Below are 22,577 nucleotides of genomic sequence, written 5' to 3'. Positions count from 1 at the left end.
GCCCTATTTCTCACGCAGCAGACGGAAGGCAGTTGATGCGCCCCAACCTGCGGCGATTGCAATGACCAGAGACATCAGGCCATACCAGATCGGTTGCTGGCGTGACATGTTGTAGAGGAACCGTTCGAGTCCGACTTTGCGCACGTCGATTGCAGTTTCGAACTGCGATACCACTTTGCCACCGCGCGTCAGGAAGATACGTGCCTGATAATCGCCTTCGGTCAGATCGGCGGGCATATCGATCGAAGTACGGAACAGGGTCTGTTCGTCCACCGCAACGGTGTTTTCGCGTATCGAATAGAGCCCCTCGTTCTCGCGGATGCGAATGACGGCGGCGGCAAATTTCTGCGCGCCTTCGACGTCCATATCAGCTCCGACCGAGCGAATGGCGCGTTCAATTGAAACGCGATGGCGCAAATCCTCGGTTTGCGACAGAACCTGACTGAAAGGTGCACTGGTCGCAACGGCGTAAAAACTGGGGGCCAGGTCAACAACGATGCTGTCGGTATTGACCCAAATGCCGAACTTCTTTTCCTTGCGACGTACCGTTACCGGCTCGGACGGGCCGACAACGGACACGATAACTTCAAGCGGTGGGCCATCTGGGATTGGTGCCTCGCGCTTGACGGCTCCGAAGATCAGGATCTCGGATCCGTCGAAATTGGCGGTGATGGACACGCGATCCTGGCTGAGGCCCAGAACAACCTGTTCCTGCGCGGCCTGTACGGGCAGACACAGCAGACAAAGCGCGATGATCAGGCGAACCATGCTCAGTGCCCCCCCGCATCGCCCAGCGAATACAGCTCGGATGGTTGCAGTAACAGATCAAGGCCCAGCTTTCCGCAAACGACCAGCACCAGTGCGGCCAGCAGAACACGCAACTGTTCGGCGGGCATCCGCGCGCCGATCACGGTACCGATTTGCGCCCCGACGACGCCGCCAACCAGCAAAAGAACCGCCAGGACAACGTCCACGGTGTAGTTCGTGGTGGCGTGCAGCATTGTGGTAAACGCGGTGACAAAGATGATCTGGAACAGAGACGTGCCAACAACCACTTTGGTCGGCATCCCCAGCAGATAAATCATCGCAGGGACCATGATGAACCCGCCGCCGACACCCATGATGGCAGACAGAATTCCTACGAATACGCCGACAACCAGCGGCGGAATGACTGAGATATAGAGGCCCGAGGTCCGAAACCGCATCTTGAGAGGCATCGAGTGGACCCATGTGCGCTGACGACGTTTTGCAGGCGCGGCGCCTTTCCGGGATTTACGCAGCGCGTTGATGCTTTCGACAAACATCAGGCTGCCGATGATACCCAGAAAAACCACATAGCAAAGTTTGACCAGCAGATCGACCTGACCAAGACTCTTAAGGTAGTTGAAGACCACCACACCCAATGCAGCACCGGTCAGGCCACCAATCAGCAGGACCGTCCCCATCTTCAAATCGACCGTACGCCGCCTGAAATGGGCCAGTACACCCGAGAAGGACGAGGCGACGATCTGGTTCGCCTCGGTCGCTACCGCCACTGCGGGGGGGATGCCGATGAAGAATAGCAGTGGTGTCATCAGAAAGCCGCCGCCGACGCCAAACATGCCGGACAGGATGCCAACCATGCCACCGAGGCCAAACAGCAAAAAGGCGTTCACTGAAACTTCGGCAATCGGCAAGTAAATCTGCATGGCTTCTTCTAAACGGCTAGGGTCGTGCCGTTTGGCGCGGCAGACCCGTGACAAGGTAAAACGCGATAGACCAAGCACATGCAGCAGCGTGTCAGGCGGATGCCGGAACTGTGGCGAGGCAAGTCCATACCCCCTTAGAGCGGTTGCGGCATACAAAATCAACTCCGTATGCCGCTTTGCAGCAATCAGGACCGAGGATCAGTCCCGAACTGGCCTTATTACCGCTCTTTCACATAGGGTTCACCCCCTGCGCGTGGCGGGATCGCTTTGCCGACAAACCCGGCAAGAATGACCACGGTCAGGATATAAGGCAGGGCGTCCATCACCTGCACCGGGATTATGACGCCGCCCAGATCGATGTTCTGGAACCGCAACGCGATTGCCTGCAACAGGCCGAACAGCAGACAGGCCCACATCGCGTGCCAGGGTCGCCATTTTGCAAAGATCAGCGCAGCCAGAGCGATGAAACCGCGCCCGGCCGTCATTTCCTTGACGAAGCCAGCTTGCAAGGCCGTTGCCAGATAGGCTCCGGCAATGCCGCACAACACGCCACAGATCGCAACGGCGGCAAAGCGCAAACCGACGACCGAGACACCGGCGGTGTCCACTGCAGCGGGGTTTTCACCAACCGCGCGCAGGCGCAGACCAAACCGGGTGCGGAACAGAATCCACCATGTCAGAGGCACCATCAGAAAGGCGACATAAACAAGGATCGAATGACCCGACAGCAACTCGGAATAAATCAGATGCGGAACATTGGCGTCGGACATCAGGTCTGACACGGACCGCCCTGTCTGTTCTGCGTCGTCAGGGCCGATGGCCAGCGGAAACTCGGTGGCTTCAAAGCGCCCTCCGCCGAATAGGGACGGCGTGCGCCCACCCTGTTTGAACCAGCTTTGGGCAACAAGAACGGTCATACCTGACGCAAGGAAGTTGATGGCGACGCCCGAAATCAGCTGGTTGCCTCGGAAAGTGATCGATGCCACCCCATGCAGTCCGGACAGGATAAGCGAAGAGGTGATGCCTGCAAGCAGGCCCAGCCACACGGACCCGGTAACAGCTGCAATTGCCGCCGAGAAAAAGGCGGCCATCAGCATCTTGCCTTCAAGCCCGATGTCGAAGATCCCCGCACGTTCGGAATAAAGACCCGCCAGACAAGCCAGCAGAAGTGGCGTTGCCAGACGCACGGTCGAGTCGAGAATCTGGATCAGGGTCAGAAACATATCCATCAGGCTGACCCCTTCCGGAAGCTGAGGAACAGCTTTTCAAGCGGTATCCGTACCATGTTGTCCAAGGCTCCGGTGAAGAGGATCACCAACGCCTGGATGACGGTGATCAGCTCGCGCGGGATCGACGTCCACAGCGCCAATTCCGCGCCGCCCTGATAGAGGAACCCAAACAGCAGCGCTGCCAGGAAAACACCAAATGGGTGCGACCGCCCCATCAGCGCCACCGCGATCCCGATAAATCCAGCGCCTTCGGTTGAGTTCAGGACCAGACGCTCGGCCTCGCCCATGACGTTGTTGATTGCCATCATTCCGGCCAGCGCACCCGAGATCAGCATCGCGATAATCGTGATGCGCACCGGAGAGATGCCCGCATAGACCGCACCGGTTTCCGAGAAGCCATAGGCGCGGATTTCATAACCCAGGCGCGTGCGCCAGATCAGAGCCCAGACAACGATACAGGCGAGGATCGCCACAAAGAACGAGATGTTTGCGGGGGCACCGCGGAACATCACATTTTCAGCTGTCGAAAACATCGACTGGAAGGTCGGCAGATGAACGGCCTCGGGGAACCGCGCCGTGGATGGGTCTTGCGACCCGGCTGGACGCATCACATTGACCAGCATGTAGTTCAGCAATGCTGCGGCAATAAAGTTGAACATGATCGTGGTGATCACGATATGACTGCCGCGTTTGGCCTGAAGATAAGCCGGGATCGCCGCCCATGCGGCGCCAAACAGCGCCGAGGCGGCACAGGCTGCCAGCAAGGCAATGCTCCAATGCGGCCACGGGATATACAGACAGACCAGGGCGACGCCCAACCCGCCGAGCATCGCCTGCCCTTCGCCGCCGATATTGAACAAGCGTGCATGAAAGGCGACGGCCACGGCAAGACCCGTGAACATGAAATTGGTGGCGTAATACAGCGTGTAGCCCCAGCCATAGGTCGATCCCAGCGCGCCAGTGACCATCAGGTTCACCGCCTCGACAGGGTTTTCACCAATGGCAAGGATCACCAGCGCTGAAAGGATTGCGGCCAACAGAAGGCTGATCAGAGGGATCAGAACCACGTCGGCCCATTTGGGCATCTTTTCCATGTTACGCGGCCTCTCCTGCAACACCGGCCATCAACAGGCCCAGCTCTTTCTCATCTGTTTCATGGGGCAGGCGTTCGCCCATGATATGTCCGTCAAACATCACCGCGATCCGATCCGAGAGCGAGAAGATCTCCTCTAACTCGACCGAAACCAGCAGGATCGCCTTACCCTGATCGCGTAGCGCGACGATCTGCTTGTGAATGAACTCGATTGCACCGATATCTACGCCGCGCGTGGGTTGGCCCACTAACAGCAGGTCCGGGTTGCGTTCGATTTCGCGTGCCACAACAATCTTCTGCTGATTGCCGCCCGAAAAGCTTTTGGCGGTCAACCAGCCATTGGGCGGGCGTACATCGAACTTCTCGATCTTGGCTTCGGTGTCAGCCCGCAGTGCGGCGTTGTCCATGAAGATGCCACGCTTATAGGCCGGGTCGCGGTGATAGCCGAAGGCGACGTTTTCCCAGGCGTGGAACTCCATGATCAGGCCCTCGCGCTGGCGGTCCTCTGGCACGTGGGCGATATGCTGCGCGCGCCGCGCCTGCCCGTCAGAGCCTGCACCGCTTAGCGCAAGCGCCTCGCCGTTCAACCTGATCGAACCCTGACTGGGTCGCATTCCGCCCAGAACCTCAAGCAGTTCCGACTGACCATTGCCTGCGACACCGGCGATGCCAACGATTTCACCTGCGCGCACAGTCAGATCAATGCCTTTGACCCGTTCAACCCCGGCGGAATCAAAGACCTGCAGCTTCTCGATTTCAAGCACGGGTTTACCGGGTTGTGCGGGCACCTTGTCGACCTGAAGCAGAACCTTGCGGCCAACCATCAACTCGGCCAGTTCCTCGGGGCTGGTTTCAGATGTCTTGACCGTCGCGGTCATCTCACCGCGTCGCATCACCGAAACCGTGTCGGTGTTTTCCATGATCTCGCGCAGCTTGTGCGTGATGACGATGATGGTCTTGCCCTCGCTGCGCAGGCGGTCGAGGATGCGGAACAGCTGGTCGGCCTCGGTTGGGGTCAGAACGCCCGTCGGCTCGTCCAGAATCAGAATTTCGGCCTTGCGATACAAGGCTTTGAGGATCTCGACCCGCTGCTGCATCCCAACGCCGATCTCGTCGATACGCTTGTCGGGATCGACGAACAGCTCGTATTCTTCTTCAAGCTCTTTCAGCTCTTTGCGAGCTTTGGCGAGCGATGGAGCAAGCAATCCGCCATCTTCAGCACCCAGAACGATGTTTTCCAGAACGGTGAAGTTTTCGACCAGTTTAAAGTGCTGGAACACCATTCCGATGCCCGAGGCGATGGCCGCCTGGCTGTCCGGGATGTCGGTCTTTGATCCGTTGATCCAGATCTCGCCTTTGTCGGCCTTGTAGAAGCCGTAGAGAATGCTCATCAGCGTGGATTTACCTGCGCCGTTTTCACCGATGATCCCGTGGATCGTACCGGGGGCGACGCTGATGGAAATGTCCTTGTTGGCCTGAACCGGCCCAAAGGCTTTGGAAATCCCTTTGAGCTCAATGGCGGGGACGGTCATGTCTTGTCCTTGGGTTGCCGAAGGGGAGTGTGCATCTGCAATCATCAGATGCACCAAAGAAAAATGCAGGGCGGTGGCTGTTCACCGCCCTGCGCGATATCAGAACTGCAGCGCCGGGCAGCTGTCGTTCTCGTAATAGCTGACGACGGTGACGTTGCCGTCGATGATGTCGCGACGCGCACTTTCCACGGCCGAGCTCATCTCATCGCTGACCAGTTCAGCGTTGTTTTCATCCATGGCAACGCCGACGCCTTCCTGCGCCAGACCCATGGTGAACACACCGGTCTCAACGTCTTCACCCGCTTTCATTGCGTCATAGACAGCGACATCAACGCGCTTGAGCATCGAGGTCAGGACTTTGCCGGGGTGCAGGTGGTTCTGGTTGCTGTCCACGCCGATCGACAGGATGCCTTCGTCGGCTGCGGTTTGCAGAACACCAACACCTGTGCCGCCAGCGGCAGCGTAAATCACATCAGCCCCCTGGCTGATCTGGGCTTTGGTCAGTTCCGAACCCTTCACCGGGTCGTTCCAGGCCGCCGGGGTGGTGCCTGTCATATTGGCAACGATATTGATGTCCGGGTTAACGGATTTGGCGCCCTGCGCGTAACCGCAGCCAAAGTGACGGATCAGCGGGATATCCATGCCGCCGATAAATCCGACTGTGCCAGACTTCGATGCCATCGCCGCCATCATGCCAACCAGATATGATCCTTCGTGCTCGGCAAAGCCGATCTGACGGATATTCGGTGCGTCCAGCCAGTTGACGTCCACGGCGACGAACTTGGTGTCTGGGTAGTCAGCGGCAACCGCTGCCAGCGGATCTGCCATGCCAAAGCCCATGGTGATGATCGGGTTTGCACCCGCCTCGGCAAAGCGACGCAGTGCCTGTTCGCGCTGGGCTTCGGACTGAAGCTCGATCTCGCGATAGGTTTTGCCGGTCTGGTCAGCCCAACGCTGCGCTCCGTTATGCGCGGCCTCGTTGAACGACTTGTCGAACTTGCCGCCCAGGTCAAAGATCAGTGCCGGTTCGGCCAGTGCCGCGCCAGCTGTCAGTGCAACCGCAGCGGCCGCGCCCATCAAGGATTTCATCAGGGTCATTTGTTACTCCCGTTGGTTTTTGTCGGTCCAGGGCCAAGATAGCCCCGTTTACCCACTCAGAGCGAGCATAACCGTTGTGATGGCGGGAATTAAGAGTGTTTGCAACACCGGGGGTCAATAGGTTTTTGACCATATGGTTCAAAAAAGTGCCTGACCTTAGGGCAACGCCCGTTTCATCACGAATGCATCTACATTTGGCGCGTTTTCACGCAGGTAGTAGGCGCGGCGCGACCCGCATTGGACGTAGCCGCAGCGCTGATACAGCAAGATCGCGGGTTCATTGTCCGCCGCGACATCCAGAATCGCGTGCGTGGCCCCGGCGCGATGGGCTTCTGCCTGCCAGGCTTCCATGGTTTTCAATCCCAGACCCTGCCTTTGGCGGGATGGGTGCGTGGCGATCGTCAACAATTCTGCTGCATCGGCAATAACCTGATATATGGCAAAAGAGTCAGCATTTCCAACGATATGGGTGAACCGATTGGTCAGCAGATCGGCAAATTCATCCTCTGTCCATGGCCGCGATTTGCTAAAAGCTGCAGCGTGGGTTGAAGCCATTTCTTGCGGTGTCATCCGTCCAGCAGCACCGGAGGCACGTCACTGGATGGGGCTGCATCAGCGGGACGTAGATAAAATGGGACAGGAGGAACCGTTGCATTTTCCCAGCGATTCGCCGCGATGTGGGCGATGGCTTGCGCCTGCCGTGCAGGGTCTTCGCAGAAGAACAACGGCCCGAGCTCTTCGGCCTTGGACCGGTCGATCAGCTGCGCCCCATGTTCTTTGGTCTGAACATAAACCTGATCGCGCGGACCGGGAATGGCGGGAATCTGCGTGGGCTGCGCAAGGACAGCAAGCGCATCAAAACCCGTCACTCCGACGGCGTTGACCCCAAGACCCAGCGCCAGACCACGCGCCGCCGAGACCGAGATTCGGATGCCTGTGAAGTTGCCCGGACCAACACCCACACCGATCGCGTCCAGATCCCGCCAGACGCAACCCGCCTCGGCCAGAACCTCTTCGAGCAAGGGCATCAGGCGTTCGGCTTGTCCACGCTTCATGGTTTCGGCGCATGAGGCGACGATATCGGTGCCGCGCAACAAAGCGGCCGCGCAATGCGCGGCCGATGTATCAAATGCCAGTATCGTCGGGTCAGACGGCAACCGGGCGCACCTCGATCACTTCGGGGATGTAGTGGCGCAGCAGGTTTTCGATTCCCATCTTCAGCGTGATCGTCGAGGATGGACATCCGGCGCAGGCACCCTGCATGTGCAGATAGACGATGCCACGATCAAACCCGTGAAAGGTGATGTCGCCGCCATCCTGCGCCACCGCAGGCCGAACGCGGCTGTCCAGAAGGTCTTTGATCTGATGAACGATTTCGGCGTCTTCGCCGGTATGTTCGGCATGACCTGCCGCCGCATCCACGCCCGCGCCCATGACGGGCTGACCGGATTGGTAGTGCTCCATCACAGCGCCTAGGATCGCAGGCTTGATGTGATCCCACTGAACATCATCCGATTTGGTGACGGTGACAAAATCGTTTCCAAAGAAAACGCCAGTGACACCGTTGACCGAGAATATCCGGGTTGCCAGAGGCGATTTCTCAGCAGCCTCGGCGGACGGAAAATCTGCGGTGCCCGCGTCCAGAACCGTTTGGCCGGGCAAAAATTTCAATGTGGCCGGGTTTGGTGTGGATTCGGTCTGGATGAACATGGCGCAGCTCCGTTTTGGGTGCATCTGATATGCGCGCCACGGAGTGCGAAGTCAAGATTTGGAACAGTTCTAAATCGCAGATGCTAAGGAAATTGCCGCATCAAGGCGATCATCGCCCCAAAACATCTCTTCACCGACGACAAAACTGGGCGCGCCAAAGATGCCTAGGGATTTCGCCTGCGCGACCTGATCAAACAGAGCCGCCTTGATGTCGGCATCGACGGTTCGCTCTGTCAGCTTAGGCGACAAACCCGCGTCAGCCAGACATTCGATCAGAACCGAACTGTCGGAAATGTCCCGTCCCGCCCCGAATTGCGCGGAAAAGACAGCGCGCCCAAAGGCGGTGCGCTGTTCGGGCGCGCGTATCGCCAATGCAAGCCGCGCGGCCGTTAAACTATTGGCCGGAAATGTTTGAGGACGCGTCAAAGGCAACCCGCGTTCAGCGCAAAGCCGTTCCATATCACGCCACATATATCGGCCTTTTGCCGGATAGATATTGAACGGAGAATTGTTCCAACCCTGTTCCGAAAATATCGGCCCCAGCAGGAAGGGTTGCCACGACACCTGAACGCCTTTGGAAGACGCCAACTGCTCGATACGCATGGCGCTGAGATACGAATAGGTCGAGGCAAAATCGAACCAGAACTGGATGTGCGTGGGCATGAGTGCGCCCTCAGGTGATTTCTTCCAGCTTTTCCTTGCTCAGATCACCGGGAACGATAGTGATCGGGATCGGCAGGCTGCCCGAGTTCTTGGTCAGCTGTGTCACCAACGGTCCGGGGCCTTTCTTGTCTGTGCCAGCGCCCAGAACCAGAACGCCGATTTCCGGGTCGGACTGGACGTGTTCGATGATCTGCGGCACAGGATCACCTTCGCGAATGGCCAGATCGGGGTCGACATTCTGCTTGTCGCGCATCCATTTGGCAAACACCTCGTAATGCGCATGGATGCGTTCACGTGCCTCTTCGCGCATCACCTCGGCAACGCCGATCCAGTGGTTGAACTCGTCCGGCGGGATCACCGACAGGATCGTGACGCCACCACCGGTGTGGGCAGCACGCATCGCGGCAAAGCGCATCGCGTTCAGACATTCGCGGCTGTCATCCAGAACGACCAGGAATTTGCGCATGATGTTCCTCATTCATTTTCAGGGATCATGCCTGACCCATGGCACTGTGGCAACCGCGATGGCAGAGCCGGATCAGCGATTGCTGGCTGCCCAGTCCCAATACATTTCCCGTGCGCGTCGGGCAATCGGGCCAACCTGATATTGGGTGTCATCCAAAGCGGTTATCGGAGTGACCTTGCTCATGTTCCCGGTCATGAACACCTCGTCTGCATTGTGAAAATCGTCAAAGCTTAAGACGGTTTCATGCACGGTGACGCCATCTGCGCGCAGGTTCCCTATATGTCTTGCCCGTGTGATCCCGGCCAGAAACGTGCCATTGGGAATTGGGGTGAACACCTCGCCATCCCGAACCATAAAGATGTTGGCAGTTGCCGTTTCGGCCACATGTCCCATTGCGTCGGCGACCAGCGCGTTTGAAAAGCCCTTTGACCGCGCCTCTTGCAGCATCCGCGCGTTGTTGGGGTAGAGGCATCCGGCCTTGGCGTTGACGACCGCCGATTCCAGAACCGGGCGGCGAAAGCGCGTGGTGGTCAATGTGGCCGAGGCACTTTCGGTTGCCATCGGGATCTCTTCCAGACACACTGCAAACCCGGTGCTGTTCTCTTGCGGCACGATCGCGGTGTGGTCCCCGTCAAGACCCCAATACATCGGGCGGATATAGACCGCAGCATCCGGCGCGTAGGTGCTGAGCCCTTCGCGCACGATCTCGACCATCTGCTCGGGTGTGATTGTGGGCGTCAGCATCAACGCTTCGGCCGAGCGGTTGGCCCGCGCGCAATGCGCGTCCAGATCGGGGGCCATGCCTTCGAAATAACGCGCGCCGTCAAAGACCGACGAGCCCAGCCAGGCACCATGATCGGCTGCCCGCATGATTGGCGCGTCCCCGTCGTGCCACTGGCCTTCGAAATAGGTGCGGATATTCTTGCCTACTGCCATCGTGCCCTCCCAAGCTTAGGCAATACCTAGGAGGGCGCTTCGCGAAGGTCCAGCGTAATCAGCTGCTTTTCGCGCCAACCATCCCGACGACATCATAGGTCTGCTGCAGGATGGGCGCGGCAATCGCGCGGGCTTTTTCAGCACCTTTCGCCAGAATCCGGTCAATCTCGGCCTGCTCGCCCATCAGTCGGGCCATTTCGGACGAGATCGGCGACAGCTTTGTAACCGCCAGTTCGGCCAGCATGGGCTTGAACTCTCCGAACTGTTTGCCGCCAACTTCAGCCAGAACCTGTTCCGAGGTCTGGTCGTTCAGCGCGGCATAGATGTTCACCAGATTGCGCGCCTCGGGACGCTCGTCCAGGCCCTTGGTCTCCGATGGCAGCGCATCCGGATCAGTCTTGGCTTTGCGGATCTTCTTGGCGATGGTGTCGGCATCGTCAGTCATGTTGATCCGGCTCATGTCAGATGGGTCGGATTTGGACATCTTTTTCGACCCGTCCCGCAGGCTCATGACGCGGGTTGCTTCGCCTTCAATCACGGGTTCGGTGACGGGGAAGAATTCGACACCATAGTCGTGGTTGAACTTGATCGCGATATCGCGGGTCAGTTCCAAGTGCTGTTTCTGGTCTTCACCCACCGGCACATGGGTCGCGTGATAGACAAGAATGTCCGCCGCCATCAGCGCCGGATAGGCAAACAGGCCCAGCGAAGCGTTCTGCTGGTTCTTGCCCGCCTTGTCTTTCCACTGAGTCATCCGCTGCATCCAGCCCATCCGCGCGACACAGTTGAAGATCCATGCCAGTTGGGCATGTTCCGGAACCTGGCTTTGGTTGAACAGGATAGATTGCTCCGGGTCGATGCCGGCCGCGATGTAGCCCGCACACAGTTCGCGCGTGTTGTGGGTTAGGTCGGCAGGGTCCTGCCAGACTGTGATCGCGTGCAGATCGACCATGCAATAGATGGTTTCAAACTCGGGGCCTTGCATATCCACAAACCGCTTCATCGCGCCCAGATAGTTCCCCAATGTCAACCCGCCCGAAGGCTGGATGCCGGAAAACACGCGCGGCGTGAATTTGGATTCGGTCATCGAAGGGAACTCCCGTCTGGAAAAAATAGCCCCCGTCGCTTACCCATGAGGTCAAGGGACGTCAACAGCCGTGAAAGGCCGCCCAATGAGCAGCGAGAATTATACACCCCCCGTGAACCCATTGCCGCCCGTCGTGGTGGCCCTTGTCCTGTTCATCATGGGAATTGAACTGGCATTCACCCTTGGCACACGCGGTTTGGTCGGGGGGCCGTCTGCCGTTGGATGGCGGTTGGATGCGATCCAGCAATATTCGTTCTCTCCGGATATCTTCGACTGGATGGTTCAGAATGGGCAATGGCCGATGGAACATCTCATGCGTTTCGTCACCTATCCGTTTGTGTCTGGCAGTTTCACACAGGCGCTGTTTGTCTGCGTCTTTGTGCTGGCAATGGGCAAAATGGTCGGAGAGGTCTTTGGCGGTTTCCCGATGCTGATCATCTTCGTTTTGTCCGGCGTCGGCGGGGCCTTGGCCTATGCGGTATTGCTGAACCCGGAATACCCGCTGATCGGGGGCTTCCCGCCGGTTTACGGTCTGATCGGAGCCTTCACCTGGCTGCTATGGCGCAAGCTCTCGCTTGTCGGAGAGAACCAATCGCGGGCGTTCAGCCTGATCGCGGTGTTGATGGGTATCCAGCTATTGTTCGGATTGTTGTTTGGCGGCACCAAGGACTGGGTTGCTGATTTGGGCGGGTTTGCCACCGGCTTTGGCCTGTCATTCCTGTTGGCCCCCGGCGCCTGGGCGCGCATAGTTGGGCGCATACGCCGGGACTAAGCCGTACTATCCGCGTCGCAGGGCCTTGCGGAATTCGGACACATCGAACGCGCCCAGCAAATGCCCGAGGAAAAAGTACGAGCCACCGGCGGTTGTGATCAGCAGCAGCAAAGCCAGATAGCGCCAGCCCGCCAGATCAAAGGCCCAGCCAAGCAGATGGATGGCCGCAAACAGGACGACACCCATCCCAAGGGACGCCGCCACGATCCGCCATGCCCGGCGTTTCAGGCGCGCATCGAAACGGGCCTCATCCCCCATGTGCCGTGCCCCCAACGCCAGAAGGCCCACCATGGCCCACCCCGCGACCGAGGCGGCAATCGCGGGTGCGATCCATCCGACAATCGGGAACAAACCGAAGGCAAGAGCGGCGTTCACGATCATCGCGACCACCGCATAATGGAACGGTGAGCGGGTATTTTCCCGGGCAAAGAACAACGGCTGCAGCAGTTTTTGCAACATGAAGGCGGGCAGTCCAAGACCATAGATCGTGACCGCCAAGGCGGTTGCGGTGGTGTCTTCCGCGCTGAACTGTCCCCGTTGAAACAGGACTGACACAAGCGGGTAGGGGATCACGATAAAAGCCACGGTCGAGGGGATGGTCAGCAGCAAAGTGAACTCACCCGCCCGCGAAAACGCATTCCGCGCACCGTCCTTGTCGTCGGCGCGTAACCGGCGGGACAGGTCGGGCAACAGCACGATACCAACGGCGATGCCGACAACACCAAGCGGTAATTGATACAGCCGGTCCGCGGCAAACAGCCAGCTCACGGCTTTCTCGGTTTTGGACGCAACAAGTTGCCCGACGACAAGATTGACCTGTGTCACGCCCATGGCCAAAGCTGCCGGTACGGCGACACGGACCATGTTGCGCATCTCGGGGCTCAGGCGGGGTCTGCCGGGGCGAATGCGGATACCGGCGCGTTCCGATGCGACCCAGACAAGGGCCAGTTGCGCGATGCCAGCAAGTGGAATGACCGCGATCAGCCAGCGGATCACTTCTCCCCCTGACATGGCCCCAAGGATCAGCGCCGCGCAGGCGAAGATGTTCAGCAGAACCGGCGCGGCAGCTGCGGCAGCAAAACGGCCGGTGGCGTTCAATACGCCTGAAAACAGGGCGGCCAGCGACATGAACAAGATGTAGGGAAAGACGACATAGCTGTAGTCAACCGCCAGATCAAACCTTTCGTCCCCGTAAAACCCCTCGGCCGTCAGCCAGACCAGACCGGGCATGAAGACCATCGCCAGCCCGACCAAGGCCAGAACCGCCACGGCCAACAGGTTGAACGCGTCCTGCGCAAAGCCTTGCGCGTTCTCATCCGCCTCAAGTCGTTTTGAGAACATCGGCACAAAGGCCGCATTAAACGCTCCTTCGGCAAAGAACCGGCGGAACATGTTGGGCAGGCGGAAGGCGGCGACAAAGGCATCCATCACCGGGCCGGGCCCGATAAAGGCGGCCAGCAGGATCTCCCGCAGGAACCCAAGAATACGGCTTGCCAATGTCCAGAACCCGACAGTGAAAAAGCCGGAAAACAGCCGTATCTGCTTCATGAGGCCGCGCGCTCCGCACCCTCGGTTATGGCTTTGCGCAGTTTGGCTTCTAGTCCGCGCTTTTTGCTGTCCGAGTGGTATTTCAGCCCAAACATGTCCTTGACGTAGAAGGTATCCACCACCTGCTCGCCATAGGTCGCAATCACGGCGTTGGCGATATAGACATTCGCCCCGGCCAGTGTGCGCGTCAGATCATACAGCAGACCGGGCCGATCGCGGGTATCGACCTCGATGATCGTGTAGATTTCGGACCCGTCATTGTCGAAGGTGATATGGGTCGGAACGTTAAAGGCGCGTTCGCGTTTCTTGATCTTGTCCCGCGATTTCAGGGCGTCGCCTGTGACGACTTCGCCCTTCAGCGTCTTGTGGATCATCTGGTTCAAACGCGGCAGGCGGCTGGATTCAAACGGGTGTCCTTCGGCGTCCTGAATCCAGAATGCATCGGTTACGTATCCGTCCTTGGTGGTATAGCTGCGCGCATCCACCACGTTGGCCCCCACCAACGCCAGCGCCCCCGCGATCCGGGCAAAGATGCCGGGATGGTCCGTCATGGCAAAACAGGCGCGTGTCGCGTCGCGGTCTTCGTCGGGATGCAGACGGATTTCCACACCGCCCGGATCGCCGCTGTGCTCCAGATCGCGCAGCATTTCGGCGAACTCGACATGGGTCGCGACGTTCAGGCCTTGCCAATAGGGCTCGTAATGCCGCCCCGTTTCGGTCTTTAGGTCGCTCTTAGACCAATCCTGCAATGCCGCCCGCAGTGCCTTCTTGGCCCCAGCACCGCGATTGGCACGGTTGAGGTCTTCCATCCCGGTTTCCAACGCACGCTTTGTTTCCGCGTGAAGCGCACGCAGCAGCGTGGCCTTCCAATTGTTCCAGGTGTTGGGCCCAACGCCACGGATGTCGCAGACGGTGAGAACCGTCAGCAGGTCCAGCCGCTTGACCGTTTCAACCGCCTTGGCGAAATCGCGGACGGTGCGCGGGTCAGATATGTCGCGTTTCTGCGCCATATCCGACATCAGCAGATGATAACGCACCAGCCATTCAACGGTTTCTGAATCCGACTTGTTCAGCCCCAGCCGAGGCGCAACCTTGCGCGCGATCTGCGCGCCCAAAATCGAATGATCCTCGGGTCGGCCCTTGGCAATGTCATGCAGCAACAAAGCGACATAAAGAACCTTGCGATTGACGCCACGCTTGAGAATGGAAGACGCAAGCGGCAAAGACTCAACAAGCTCACCCCGTTCGATCTGGGCCAAATTGACGATGCACTGGATGGTATGCTCGTCCACTGTATAGCTGTGATACATATTGAACTGCATCATGGCGACGATGTGCTCGAACTCGGGCAGGAAGGCCGACAGAACGCCCAGTTCATTCATCCGGCGCAAGGCGCGTTCGGGATTGCCATGTTTCAGCATCAGGTCCAGAAAGATGCGCTGAGCCTCTTTGTCGTTGCGCATGTCATCGTCGATCAGGTCCAGATTGGCTGTCGCCAGCCGCATTGCATCCGGATGGATCAGCATCCCCGTGCGCAGACCCTCTTCGAACAGACGCAGCAGGTTCAGCTTGTCGGACAGGAATTTCCCCGGATCGCTGACATTCAGACGCCCATGCACGACCTTGTAGCCGGGTTTGACCTTTGGACGCCTGCGAAAGATACGCTCCAACAAGGGCGCGCTTTTGATATGGGTCGCTTCCAGCTTGGTCAGAAAGATGCGGGTCAATTCACCCACCCGCGTAGCCTCGCGGAAATAGCGCTGCATGAAGACCTCGACCGCGCGCCGTCCGGCTCGGTCCTGATAGCCCATGCGGTCAGCGACCTCGACCTGCAGATCAAAGGTCAGCTGCTCGGTTGCTCGCCCGGTGACCAGATGCAGATGAGAGCGGACGGCCCACAGGAAATCCTCGGCTTCAACGAATTTCCCGAATTCCTCGGGCGTGAACAGGCCCAGCGGCACCAGTTCAGCAACATCCTGAACGCCGTAGATGTATTTTGCGATCCAGTAAAGCGATTGAAGATCGCGCAACCCGCCTTTGCCCTCTTTGACATTGGGTTCCACCATATAACGCTCACCCTGCTTGAGGTGGCGCGCATCGCGTTCCTGCAGCTTGGCTTCGATGAACTCCTGCTCGCTGCCTTTGAACAAGTCGGTCTTAAGTCGCTTCTCTAGCTCATCCGCAAGCGGTTTGTCCCCGGCCAGATAGCGTTGTTCCAGCATGGCGGTGCGGATGGTGAAATCTTCGGCCCCAAGTCGCAGGCAATCTCGCGTCGTGCGCGAGGCATGACCGACCTTCAGCCGCAGATCCCACAGGATGTACAACATGGATTCGATCACGCTTTCGGCCCATGCGGTGATTTTGTAGGGCGTCAAAAACAGCAGATCGACATCCGAGGAGGGCGCCATTTCACCGCGCCCATAGCCGCCGACGGCCAGGACAGCGATCCTTTCGCCCTGTGTCGGGTTGGCCAGTGGATGCAGCCGCTCGCTTGCGACCTGCAAGGCGGTGCAGACCAGCTGATCCGTCAGATAGGTATAGGACCGCGTGAGCGGGCGCGCGTCAAAAGGGCGGTCGGCAAAGGCATCCGCGATCGCCTTGCGACCAAGTTTTTGCGCATCGCGCAGAATGCGCACGGTTGCCGCGCGCATCTCGGAATTGTCTTTGCAGTCATCGAAGGCGTTCGAAAGCCGGGTATTCACCCCGGTGCTGTCGAAGATTTCATGAGCCGGGCAAATCAGAGCGTCCTCTGACGCCTCGGTTTGCCCGGACCGATCAGAATCCGGCACCAGAGAAGCTTTGTGGGGCAGGGTCAATCACAACCACCTGTTTGTTCTGGATCGTGGCAACGGCCAGACCGCGTTCGTTTGTTCCGTTGGGACGCAGGCGGAAGATACCTCCGACACCCTGAAATCCGGCGTTTTGGGTCAGGGCCGCCCCGGTCAGGGCGTCCGATTTGCCCTGGCTCACAAGAGCGCCAATGGCGGCGATGCCATCATAGGCCAGCCCGCTGATCGGATGTGGTGCCTCGCCATAGGTTGCGTTGTAGCGCTGACGGTAGGCTGCGGCCTTGGCCGGGTCGGGCAACGCGAACCATCCGCCCTGAACGCCCGGCAGCTCCAGAGTTTGAGGCGGGATGTCCCACCGAGTCAGGCCGATAAACTGCGTGGTGGACGGCGATACCCCTGCCTCGGGCAGAAGCTGACTGAACAGCGGCAAAGCGCCAGCGGTGGTTGCCGTCAGAAAGACCGAATCCGCGCCAGAGGAGTCCATTGCCGATTTGATCGTGGGGATCGAATTGATCACGCCCTGTTGCGAACGCTCGAACCCGACAGATCCCGCATTGTTGACGCGGCTGTTGCTCAGCGCGCCTGCGATAGCCGATTGACCCAATTGGCCGGAAGCATCGTTGCTGTGCACGATCACAATGCCGGTTTTGCCTTGCTGGCCTGCGTAACTGACAAGCCGGTTCGCGGTGTTGTCAAAGGTCGGACCCAGCACATAGACGTTGCCGCCCGCGATGGTGGTGTTGTTCGAAAATGACAGGACGTTGACCTTGTTGTTCAGCACTGCCAGACCTGCCGCATTTGCCGCTTGCGCATAAACGGGGCCCAGAATGATCTTGGCCCCGTCCGAGACCGCCTGCTGCGCCGCTGACGAGGCCGTACCTGCGTTGCCTGCCGTATCATAGACCCTCAGGTCGATATTGACATTCGGTAGATCATTCATCGCCAGCCTGGCCGCATTCTCAAGGCTTTGCGCCAGTGCAGCATCGCCCGATTGGCCGGATCCGAGCGGCACCAGAAGCGCGACGGGAACTGGCTCCGAGGTGTTGATCGACGGACCACCGGTATTCGCACCCGGCTCGCACGCGGCCACAAAGGCGGCGGCGGTCAGGGCAAAAACAAACCTGGTCAGTTTGCGGGCGGGCTTGCAAACGCTGAACATCTAAATGAAAACTCCCTGATCCGGCGGCTTTGAATGCTGCTATTCTATCGGTCTGCGATAATAAACGTCACGCTGTGAGGGTCCAGCTTTGAATTTCCAAAAGATCAGATTGGCCGCAGGCTTGTATTTTGTTGCCACTCCAATCGGAACCGCGCGCGATATCACGCTGAGGGCTCTGGATGTTCTGGCGTCCGCCGACATGATCGCGGCCGAAGACACACGCAGCCTGCGCAGGTTGATGGAGATTCACGGCATTCCGCTGGAGGGTCGTCGCATTCAGGCCTATCACGATCACAGCGGAGCCGGAGCGCGCGGCAAGATTCTGGATGCGCTGGCGCAGGGTATGTCGGTTGCTTATGCCTCTGAGGCCGGGATGCCGCTGATCGCCGACCCCGGTTACGATCTTGGGCGACAAGCGGCAGAACAGGGTCATCTGGTGACATGTGCGCCGGGACCATCGGCGGCTTTGATGGCGTTGACGTTGGCCGGGTTGCCGACAGATGCGTTCTTTTTCGCCGGGTTTCTGCCCAATGCTGCAGGGGCCAGAAGGACGCGGATCGAGGCGTTGCGCGACATTCCGGGTACGCTGGTCTTTTACGAATCGCCCAAACGCGTCGCCGCGTGTCTGTTGGATTTGTCAGAGGTTCTGGGGCAGGACCGACAGGCGGCGATGTGCCGCGAGTTGACCAAGAAATTCGAGGAAGTCCGGCGCGGAACGCTGGGCGAGTTGGCCGGGGAACTGGCCGAGCGAACGGTGAAAGGCGAAATCGTTCTGCTGGTGGAACGCGGACATTCACCGGTGGTTAAGGATTCGGACATAGAAGAAGCTTTGGTGAAGGCGCTCGAAACCCATTCGGTCCGGGATGCTGCTGATCTGGTGTCCAAGATGTACGACCTGCCAAGGCGTCCGATCTATCAACAGGCGCTGAAACTGGGAAAAGGATGACATGGCCAAACCCTCGATCCGTGGCTCGGTGTCCTATCACGCGGGACAGGCAGCCGAACAGACGGTGGCCGCCGACTATGAAAGGCGCGGCTATGCCATCGCTGGCCGCCGCTGGCGCGGGGCAGGGGGTGAGATCGATCTGATTGCCCGAAACGGCGATGGCGTGGTCTTTGTCGAGGTCAAAAAGAGCAAGAGTTTCGACAGTGCCGCCGCCCGGATCAGCCTGCGTCAGATCGAGCGCATTTGCGCCTCTGCCGCGCAATTTCTTGAGGGCGAGCCGCGCGGGCAGCTAACCAATGTCCGGTTTGATGCGGCGCTTGTGGATGCATCCGGGGCAGTTCAAATCATTGAAAACGCCTTTGGTCAGGGCTGATCGCCATTGAACCCTGCGCATCGCTGGGCCATGTATCAGGCGTGAAATCGAAGGACACGCCATGAAAATCGCTTTTCAGATGGACCCGATCGGGGCCGTGGATATCAACGCAGACAGCTCATTCCGGCTGGCCGAAGAAGCGCAGGCGCGCGGGCATGAGTTGTTTTTCTACAGCCCCGACCAACTGGCCTATCAGGAAGGACGCATTACCGCGCGCGGGCAGGACATGCAGGTGCAGCGCGTCCCGGGCGACCCTGCAATATTGGGCGCTGAGCGTGAGGTTGATCTGAGCGATTTTGACGTAATCTGGCTGCGTCAGGACCCTCCGTTTGATATGCATTACATCACGTCGACCCATCTGTTGGACCGATTGAAAGGGCAGGCTCTGGTTGTCAACGATCCGTTCTGGGTGCGCAACTATCCCGAAAAACTGCTGGTGCTGGATTTCCCGGATCTGACCCCGCCGACAACGATCGCGCGGGATTTGCAAACGATCAAGGCGTTCAAGGAAAAGCATCAGGATGTGATTCTGAAGCCGCTTTATGGCAATGGCGGCGCGGGCGTGTTCCGTCTGGATGCCAATGACCGCAACCTGACCTCGCTGCACGAGCTCTTCACCGGTTTCTCGCGCGAACCGCTGATTGTTCAGAAATTCCTGCCCGATGTCAGCAATGGCGACAAACGCGTGATTCTGGTTGATGGTGAGCCGGTCGGCGCAATCAACCGCGTCCCGGCCAAAGGCGAAACCCGATCAAACATGCATGTTGGCGGACGGCCCGAGAAAACCGGCCTGTCGGACCGTGACCTTGAGATTTGCGCGGCAATCGGTCCGCTGCTGAAGGAAAAAGGGCAGATATTCGTGGGGATCGACGTGATCGGCGACTACCTGACCGAGATCAACGTGACCTCACCCACCGGCATTCAGGAACTGGAGCGGTTTGACGGTGTGAACATTGCCGGGAAAATCTGGGACGCGATCGAAGCCAAAATCTAGGCCGCAACGCGCGCGCTGATGCGAAAACTCAGGGCCTCGGCCACATGGGGTCGCCGGATATCGGCGGTGCCTTCCAGATCGGCAATGGTCCGCGCGACCCGCAGAATGCGGTGAAAGGCGCGGGCCGACAGACCAAATCGTTCGGCGGCTTTGATCAGCAATTCTTTACCTTCGGCATCCGGCGTTGCGATTTCTTCCAGCAACTTGCCCTCGGCATCGGCATTCTGGCGGGTTGACGGCGCATCGCGAAACCGCGCGGCCTGAATGGCGCGGGCCTTTTCCACCCGCTCGGCCACGATGGCCGAACTGTCGCCCGACGGCGGCAGGTCCAGATCGGTGAAGCCAACGGGCGGCACCTCGATACGCAGATCGAACCGGTCCATCAGCGGGCCAGAGATACGGCCCAGATAATCCTCACCACAAACCGGAGCGCGGGAACAGGCGCGGGCGGGATCGGTGAGGTATCCGCATTTGCAAGGGTTGGCGGCAGCAACCAGCATGAACCGGCTGGGATATTTCACATGGGCGTTGGCGCGGGCCACCATCACCTCGCCGGTTTCAATCGGTTGACGCAATGTTTCCAGCACGGTGCGCGGAAACTCGGGAAATTCATCCATGAACAGGACGCCGTTATGGGCAAGAGAAATCTCTCCGGGTTTGGCACCCTTGCCGCCACCGACAATCGCGGCCATTGAGGCCGTGTGGTGTGGTTCGCGAAACGGACGCACCCGACTGATGCCGCCTTCGTCCAGCAAGCCACAGAGGGATTGGATCATCGAGGTTTCAAGCGCTTCGGCGGGTGTCAGAGGCGGTAGAATCCCCGGCAGGCGGGCGGCCAGCATGGATTTTCCCGATCCCGGCGTGCCGATCATGATCAGGTGATGACGTCCTGCAGCCGCGATTTCCAGTGCGCGTTTGGCACGTTCCTGTCCTTTCACGTCGCGCAAATCTCGCTCGCCTGCGGGCAGTGTGACTTCACCGGGTGTGGCCGCAGCCAATGGGGCCTGCCCGGAAAAGTGGCGCACCACATCGCCCAACGACGCGGCCCCGATCACCTGTGTCGCATCGACCCAAGCCGCCTCGGCGCTTGAGGCGCGGGGGCAGAGCAGGCTGCGATCCTCGGCCGCTGCGGTCATCGCTGCGGGCAATGCGCCGACCACAGGCACCAGCGATCCGTCTAAAGACAGCTCCCCTAGCGCCACGGCCCTTTCGGCGGCGTCTGCAGGGATGATGTCCAGCGCCGACAGCAACGCAACCGCGATCGGCAGATCGAAATGGCTGCCTTCTTTCGGCAGATCCGCAGGTGAAAGATTTATGGTGATCCGCTTTGACGGCAGGGCGATGGCCATTGAACTCAGCGCGCTGCGGACCCGGTCGCGCGCCTCGGATACGGCTTTGTCGGGCAGGCCGACGATGGAAAAAGCGGGCAGTCCGGGGGATACGGCGCATTGCACCTCGACCGGGCGGGCTTCGACCCCTTGGAAGGCGACGGTATGGGAACGGGCGACCATGAACAACCTTTTTGGTTAACAGGTCGTTGCTGCCATGGATGCGGTTTAGGAATGGTTAACGGCCCCTGCCATTGCGGTGAATTTCGGCCATGCGCCCGGATCCGCGACGGTTTTGTCGCGGCAAAACGCGTTGCAAAATCCCCAGACTTGCCCGTCCAGCTCCAGATAATGCGTCACCGGTTTGCCAGAATAAGGACAAGCAGCGTTACGCGATGGTCCAGTTTCGACGGCATAAGCCGCAGATGATCCGCCAATGGGCCAAGGCGTGTTTGGCAGGTTCAGTACGTACGGGAACGGATCATACGTCTTGGTCAATCCCATCGCGCGCCATTGCCTGACGGGCGCAGAGGCCAGCAGTTGCAGACAGTAGGCTTTGTTGGCGTCCGAAATAGGCAGGCCATACCCGATGATCCTAGCGGCGACGGGTGTGTAGAAAACATCTGCCAGCGAATAGGCTCCGAACAATGGGCCGGTGTCTGCGCCCGAAGTTGCGCGCGCATGGGTCCACAAGGTCTCGATCCGTTCCAAATCGGCGATGGTGGCCGATGAAGGGGCAAATCCTTGCCAGCAATGCTGTAGCTGCATTGAACATTCCGAGCGCAGCGCAGAAAACCCGGCCACCATTTCCGCGCAGAGCCACCGGGCGGTGGCGCGGGCCGCAGGGTCTTGTGGCCAAAGTCCGGCGTCAGGGTGGCGTTCTGCCAATGTCTCGGCCATGGCTAGGCTTTCGCCCACAACTGTTCCGTCGGGCAGTCGCAGGGCCGGGACAAGCCGGGCAGGTGCAAGCGGTGCCATATCCTGAGCCATCGAGCCGGAATAGAGCCCGACCATATGCGTGCGATAGGGTAGGCCAAACTGTTCCAGCATCAGCCAACCGCGCAAGGACCAGCTGGAAAACAAGCGGTCGCCTATAAAGAGATCATATGTCATGCCCCAACGATGACGATTGTCAGCCGATCCGTAAAACAGAGATTTGTGCGCCG

At 59.2% G+C, this 22,577-nt stretch carries 22 protein-coding genes; 4 read left to right on the top strand and 18 right to left on the bottom strand.

All coding sequences use genetic code 11. The features are described 5' to 3' along the window. Nucleotides 1–3 precede the first annotated feature (3 nt). The 13 genes from ACR0FG_RS04210 to trpS all read right to left on the bottom strand — a co-directional run bounded on the left by ACR0FG_RS04210 (nt 4) and on the right by trpS (nt 11,502). Nucleotides 4–768 carry a TIGR02186 family protein gene (locus ACR0FG_RS04210; protein ID WP_480890460.1) on the bottom strand — a complete coding sequence of 255 codons (765 nt, stop codon included), beginning with the start codon at nt 766–768 and terminating at the stop codon, nt 4–6. A 2-nt stretch (nt 769–770) separates the two neighbouring features. Then, nucleotides 771–1,688, bottom strand: coding sequence for a sulfite exporter TauE/SafE family protein (locus tag ACR0FG_RS04205; protein WP_170712726.1), 918 nt, complete (start codon nt 1,686–1,688; stop codon nt 771–773). 218 nt (nt 1,689–1,906) lie between these two features. Continuing rightward, nucleotides 1,907–2,917 carry an ABC transporter permease gene (locus ACR0FG_RS04200; RefSeq protein ID WP_480890456.1) on the bottom strand — a complete coding sequence of 337 codons (1,011 nt, stop codon included), beginning with the start codon at nt 2,915–2,917 and terminating at the stop codon, nt 1,907–1,909. After that, nucleotides 2,917–4,011 carry an ABC transporter permease gene (locus tag ACR0FG_RS04195; protein ID WP_170712730.1) on the bottom strand — a complete coding sequence of 365 codons (1,095 nt, stop codon included), beginning with the start codon at nt 4,009–4,011 and terminating at the stop codon, nt 2,917–2,919. The genes ACR0FG_RS04200 and ACR0FG_RS04195 overlap by 1 nt, the downstream gene beginning before the upstream one ends. A gap of 1 nt (nt 4,012) precedes the next feature. Continuing rightward, nucleotides 4,013–5,542: an ABC transporter ATP-binding protein gene (locus tag ACR0FG_RS04190; protein ID WP_480890453.1), complete on the bottom strand. Its 1,530-nt coding sequence runs from the start codon at nt 5,540–5,542 to the stop codon at nt 4,013–4,015. A 99-nt stretch (nt 5,543–5,641) separates the two neighbouring features. Further along, nucleotides 5,642–6,640: a BMP family lipoprotein gene (locus ACR0FG_RS04185; RefSeq protein WP_480890451.1), complete on the bottom strand. Its 999-nt coding sequence runs from the start codon at nt 6,638–6,640 to the stop codon at nt 5,642–5,644. Nucleotides 6,641–6,796: 156 nt separating this feature from the next. After that, nucleotides 6,797–7,195 (bottom strand): GNAT family N-acetyltransferase, encoded by a 399-nt coding sequence (locus ACR0FG_RS04180; protein ID WP_480890448.1) that lies wholly within the window; start codon nt 7,193–7,195, stop codon nt 6,797–6,799. 11 nt (nt 7,196–7,206) lie between these two features. Next, the gene (tsaB, locus tag ACR0FG_RS04175) at nt 7,207–7,797 is read right to left on the bottom strand and encodes a tRNA (adenosine(37)-N6)-threonylcarbamoyltransferase complex dimerization subunit type 1 TsaB (protein ID WP_480890447.1); all 591 of its coding nucleotides are present in this window, start codon (nt 7,795–7,797) and stop codon (nt 7,207–7,209) included. Then, nucleotides 7,787–8,350, bottom strand: coding sequence for a NifU family protein (locus tag ACR0FG_RS04170; RefSeq protein WP_480890444.1), 564 nt, complete (start codon nt 8,348–8,350; stop codon nt 7,787–7,789). The genes tsaB and ACR0FG_RS04170 overlap by 11 nt, the downstream gene beginning before the upstream one ends. Nucleotides 8,351–8,419: 69 nt before the next feature. Further along, complete coding sequence (locus ACR0FG_RS04165; RefSeq protein ID WP_480890442.1) at nt 8,420–9,013, bottom strand: DsbA family protein; 594 nt, start codon at nt 9,011–9,013, stop codon at nt 8,420–8,422. A gap of 10 nt (nt 9,014–9,023) precedes the next feature. After that, on the bottom strand, nt 9,024–9,479 hold the full coding sequence (locus ACR0FG_RS04160; RefSeq protein ID WP_170712744.1) for a universal stress protein: 456 nt from the start codon (nt 9,477–9,479) through the stop codon (nt 9,024–9,026). Nucleotides 9,480–9,551: 72 nt separating this feature from the next. Continuing rightward, nucleotides 9,552–10,415 (bottom strand): branched-chain amino acid aminotransferase, encoded by an 864-nt coding sequence (locus ACR0FG_RS04155; RefSeq protein ID WP_480890439.1) that lies wholly within the window; start codon nt 10,413–10,415, stop codon nt 9,552–9,554. Nucleotides 10,416–10,473: 58 nt separating this feature from the next. Beyond that, nucleotides 10,474–11,502 (bottom strand): tryptophan--tRNA ligase, encoded by a 1,029-nt coding sequence (trpS, locus tag ACR0FG_RS04150; protein WP_480890436.1) that lies wholly within the window; start codon nt 11,500–11,502, stop codon nt 10,474–10,476. A gap of 85 nt (nt 11,503–11,587) precedes the next feature. On the opposite strand from trpS, the gene ACR0FG_RS04145 reads away from it, so the two are divergent. Continuing rightward, a complete protein-coding gene (locus ACR0FG_RS04145) occupies nt 11,588–12,274 on the top strand; it encodes a rhomboid family intramembrane serine protease (RefSeq protein ID WP_170712750.1) in 687 nt (228 codons plus the stop codon). 6 nt (nt 12,275–12,280) lie between these two features. Here ACR0FG_RS04145 and murJ read toward each other — a convergent pair whose 3' ends face one another. Genes murJ through ACR0FG_RS04130 form a run of 3 tightly spaced genes read right to left on the bottom strand, consistent with a single transcriptional unit; the run spans nt 12,281 to nt 17,770 of the window. Beyond that, nucleotides 12,281–13,822: a murein biosynthesis integral membrane protein MurJ gene (gene murJ, locus ACR0FG_RS04140; protein WP_480890433.1), complete on the bottom strand. Its 1,542-nt coding sequence runs from the start codon at nt 13,820–13,822 to the stop codon at nt 12,281–12,283. Next, a complete protein-coding gene (locus ACR0FG_RS04135; RefSeq protein ID WP_480890430.1) occupies nt 13,819–16,638 on the bottom strand; it encodes a [protein-PII] uridylyltransferase in 2,820 nt (939 codons plus the stop codon). Before ACR0FG_RS04135 ends, murJ begins: the two co-directional genes overlap by 4 nt. Further along, on the bottom strand, nt 16,598–17,770 hold the full coding sequence (locus ACR0FG_RS04130; protein WP_480890428.1) for a penicillin-binding protein activator: 1,173 nt from the start codon (nt 17,768–17,770) through the stop codon (nt 16,598–16,600). Before ACR0FG_RS04130 ends, ACR0FG_RS04135 begins: the two co-directional genes overlap by 41 nt. 88 nt (nt 17,771–17,858) lie before the next feature. Between ACR0FG_RS04130 and rsmI the strand changes: the two genes are divergently transcribed. From rsmI to gshB, 3 genes are all read left to right on the top strand, one after another. Further along, entirely contained in the window at nt 17,859–18,716 is an 858-nt protein-coding gene (gene rsmI / locus ACR0FG_RS04125) for a 16S rRNA (cytidine(1402)-2'-O)-methyltransferase (RefSeq protein ID WP_480890425.1), read from the top strand. Nucleotide 18,717: 1 nt separating this feature from the next. After that, nucleotides 18,718–19,089 (top strand): YraN family protein, encoded by a 372-nt coding sequence (locus ACR0FG_RS04120; protein ID WP_480890423.1) that lies wholly within the window; start codon nt 18,718–18,720, stop codon nt 19,087–19,089. A 61-nt stretch (nt 19,090–19,150) separates the two neighbouring features. Then, a complete protein-coding gene (gshB, locus tag ACR0FG_RS04115) occupies nt 19,151–20,083 on the top strand; it encodes a glutathione synthase (protein ID WP_480890421.1) in 933 nt (310 codons plus the stop codon). Here the strand turns inward: gshB and ACR0FG_RS04110 are convergent. Together ACR0FG_RS04110 and ACR0FG_RS04105 are read right to left on the bottom strand one after the other, a co-directional pair. Then, the gene (locus ACR0FG_RS04110) at nt 20,080–21,594 is read right to left on the bottom strand and encodes a YifB family Mg chelatase-like AAA ATPase (RefSeq protein WP_480890419.1); all 1,515 of its coding nucleotides are present in this window, start codon (nt 21,592–21,594) and stop codon (nt 20,080–20,082) included. The two genes, gshB and ACR0FG_RS04110, sit on opposite strands and share 4 nt — an antisense overlap. Nucleotides 21,595–21,639: 45 nt before the next feature. Further along, complete coding sequence (locus tag ACR0FG_RS04105) at nt 21,640–22,524, bottom strand: glutathione S-transferase N-terminal domain-containing protein (RefSeq protein ID WP_480890418.1); 885 nt, start codon at nt 22,522–22,524, stop codon at nt 21,640–21,642. Nucleotides 22,525–22,577: the final 53 nt, after the last annotated feature.

It is taken from the genome of Ruegeria sp. E1, assembly GCF_056534225.1.
This window is presented reverse-complemented; position numbering and strand designations above follow the sequence as displayed.

Coding starts and splice junctions, on each gene's coding strand:
- ACR0FG_RS04210 (WP_480890460.1), bottom strand. CDS start 768: ATGGTTCGCCTGATCATCGCGCTTTGTCTGCTGTGTCTGCCCGTACAG.
- ACR0FG_RS04205 (WP_170712726.1), bottom strand. CDS start 1,688: ATGCAGATTTACTTGCCGATTGCCGAAGTTTCAGTGAACGCCTTTTTG.
- ACR0FG_RS04200 (WP_480890456.1), bottom strand. CDS start 2,917: ATGGATATGTTTCTGACCCTGATCCAGATTCTCGACTCGACCGTGCGT.
- ACR0FG_RS04195 (WP_170712730.1), bottom strand. CDS start 4,011: ATGGAAAAGATGCCCAAATGGGCCGACGTGGTTCTGATCCCTCTGATC.
- ACR0FG_RS04190 (WP_480890453.1), bottom strand. CDS start 5,542: ATGACCGTCCCCGCCATTGAGCTCAAAGGGATTTCCAAAGCCTTTGGG.
- ACR0FG_RS04185 (WP_480890451.1), bottom strand. CDS start 6,640: ATGACCCTGATGAAATCCTTGATGGGCGCGGCCGCTGCGGTTGCACTG.
- ACR0FG_RS04180 (WP_480890448.1), bottom strand. CDS start 7,195: ATGGCTTCAACCCACGCTGCAGCTTTTAGCAAATCGCGGCCATGGACA.
- ACR0FG_RS04170 (WP_480890444.1), bottom strand. CDS start 8,350: ATGTTCATCCAGACCGAATCCACACCAAACCCGGCCACATTGAAATTT.
- ACR0FG_RS04165 (WP_480890442.1), bottom strand. CDS start 9,013: ATGCCCACGCACATCCAGTTCTGGTTCGATTTTGCCTCGACCTATTCG.
- ACR0FG_RS04160 (WP_170712744.1), bottom strand. CDS start 9,479: ATGCGCAAATTCCTGGTCGTTCTGGATGACAGCCGCGAATGTCTGAAC.
- ACR0FG_RS04155 (WP_480890439.1), bottom strand. CDS start 10,415: ATGGCAGTAGGCAAGAATATCCGCACCTATTTCGAAGGCCAGTGGCAC.
- trpS (WP_480890436.1), bottom strand. CDS start 11,502: ATGACCGAATCCAAATTCACGCCGCGCGTGTTTTCCGGCATCCAGCCT.
- ACR0FG_RS04145 (WP_170712750.1), top strand. CDS start 11,588: ATGAGCAGCGAGAATTATACACCCCCCGTGAACCCATTGCCGCCCGTC.
- murJ (WP_480890433.1), bottom strand. CDS start 13,822: ATGAAGCAGATACGGCTGTTTTCCGGCTTTTTCACTGTCGGGTTCTGG.
- ACR0FG_RS04130 (WP_480890428.1), bottom strand. CDS start 17,770: ATGTTCAGCGTTTGCAAGCCCGCCCGCAAACTGACCAGGTTTGTTTTT.
- ACR0FG_RS04120 (WP_480890423.1), top strand. CDS start 18,718: ATGGCCAAACCCTCGATCCGTGGCTCGGTGTCCTATCACGCGGGACAG.
- gshB (WP_480890421.1), top strand. CDS start 19,151: ATGAAAATCGCTTTTCAGATGGACCCGATCGGGGCCGTGGATATCAAC.
- ACR0FG_RS04110 (WP_480890419.1), bottom strand. CDS start 21,594: ATGGTCGCCCGTTCCCATACCGTCGCCTTCCAAGGGGTCGAAGCCCGC.
- ACR0FG_RS04105 (WP_480890418.1), bottom strand. CDS start 22,524: ATGACATATGATCTCTTTATAGGCGACCGCTTGTTTTCCAGCTGGTCC.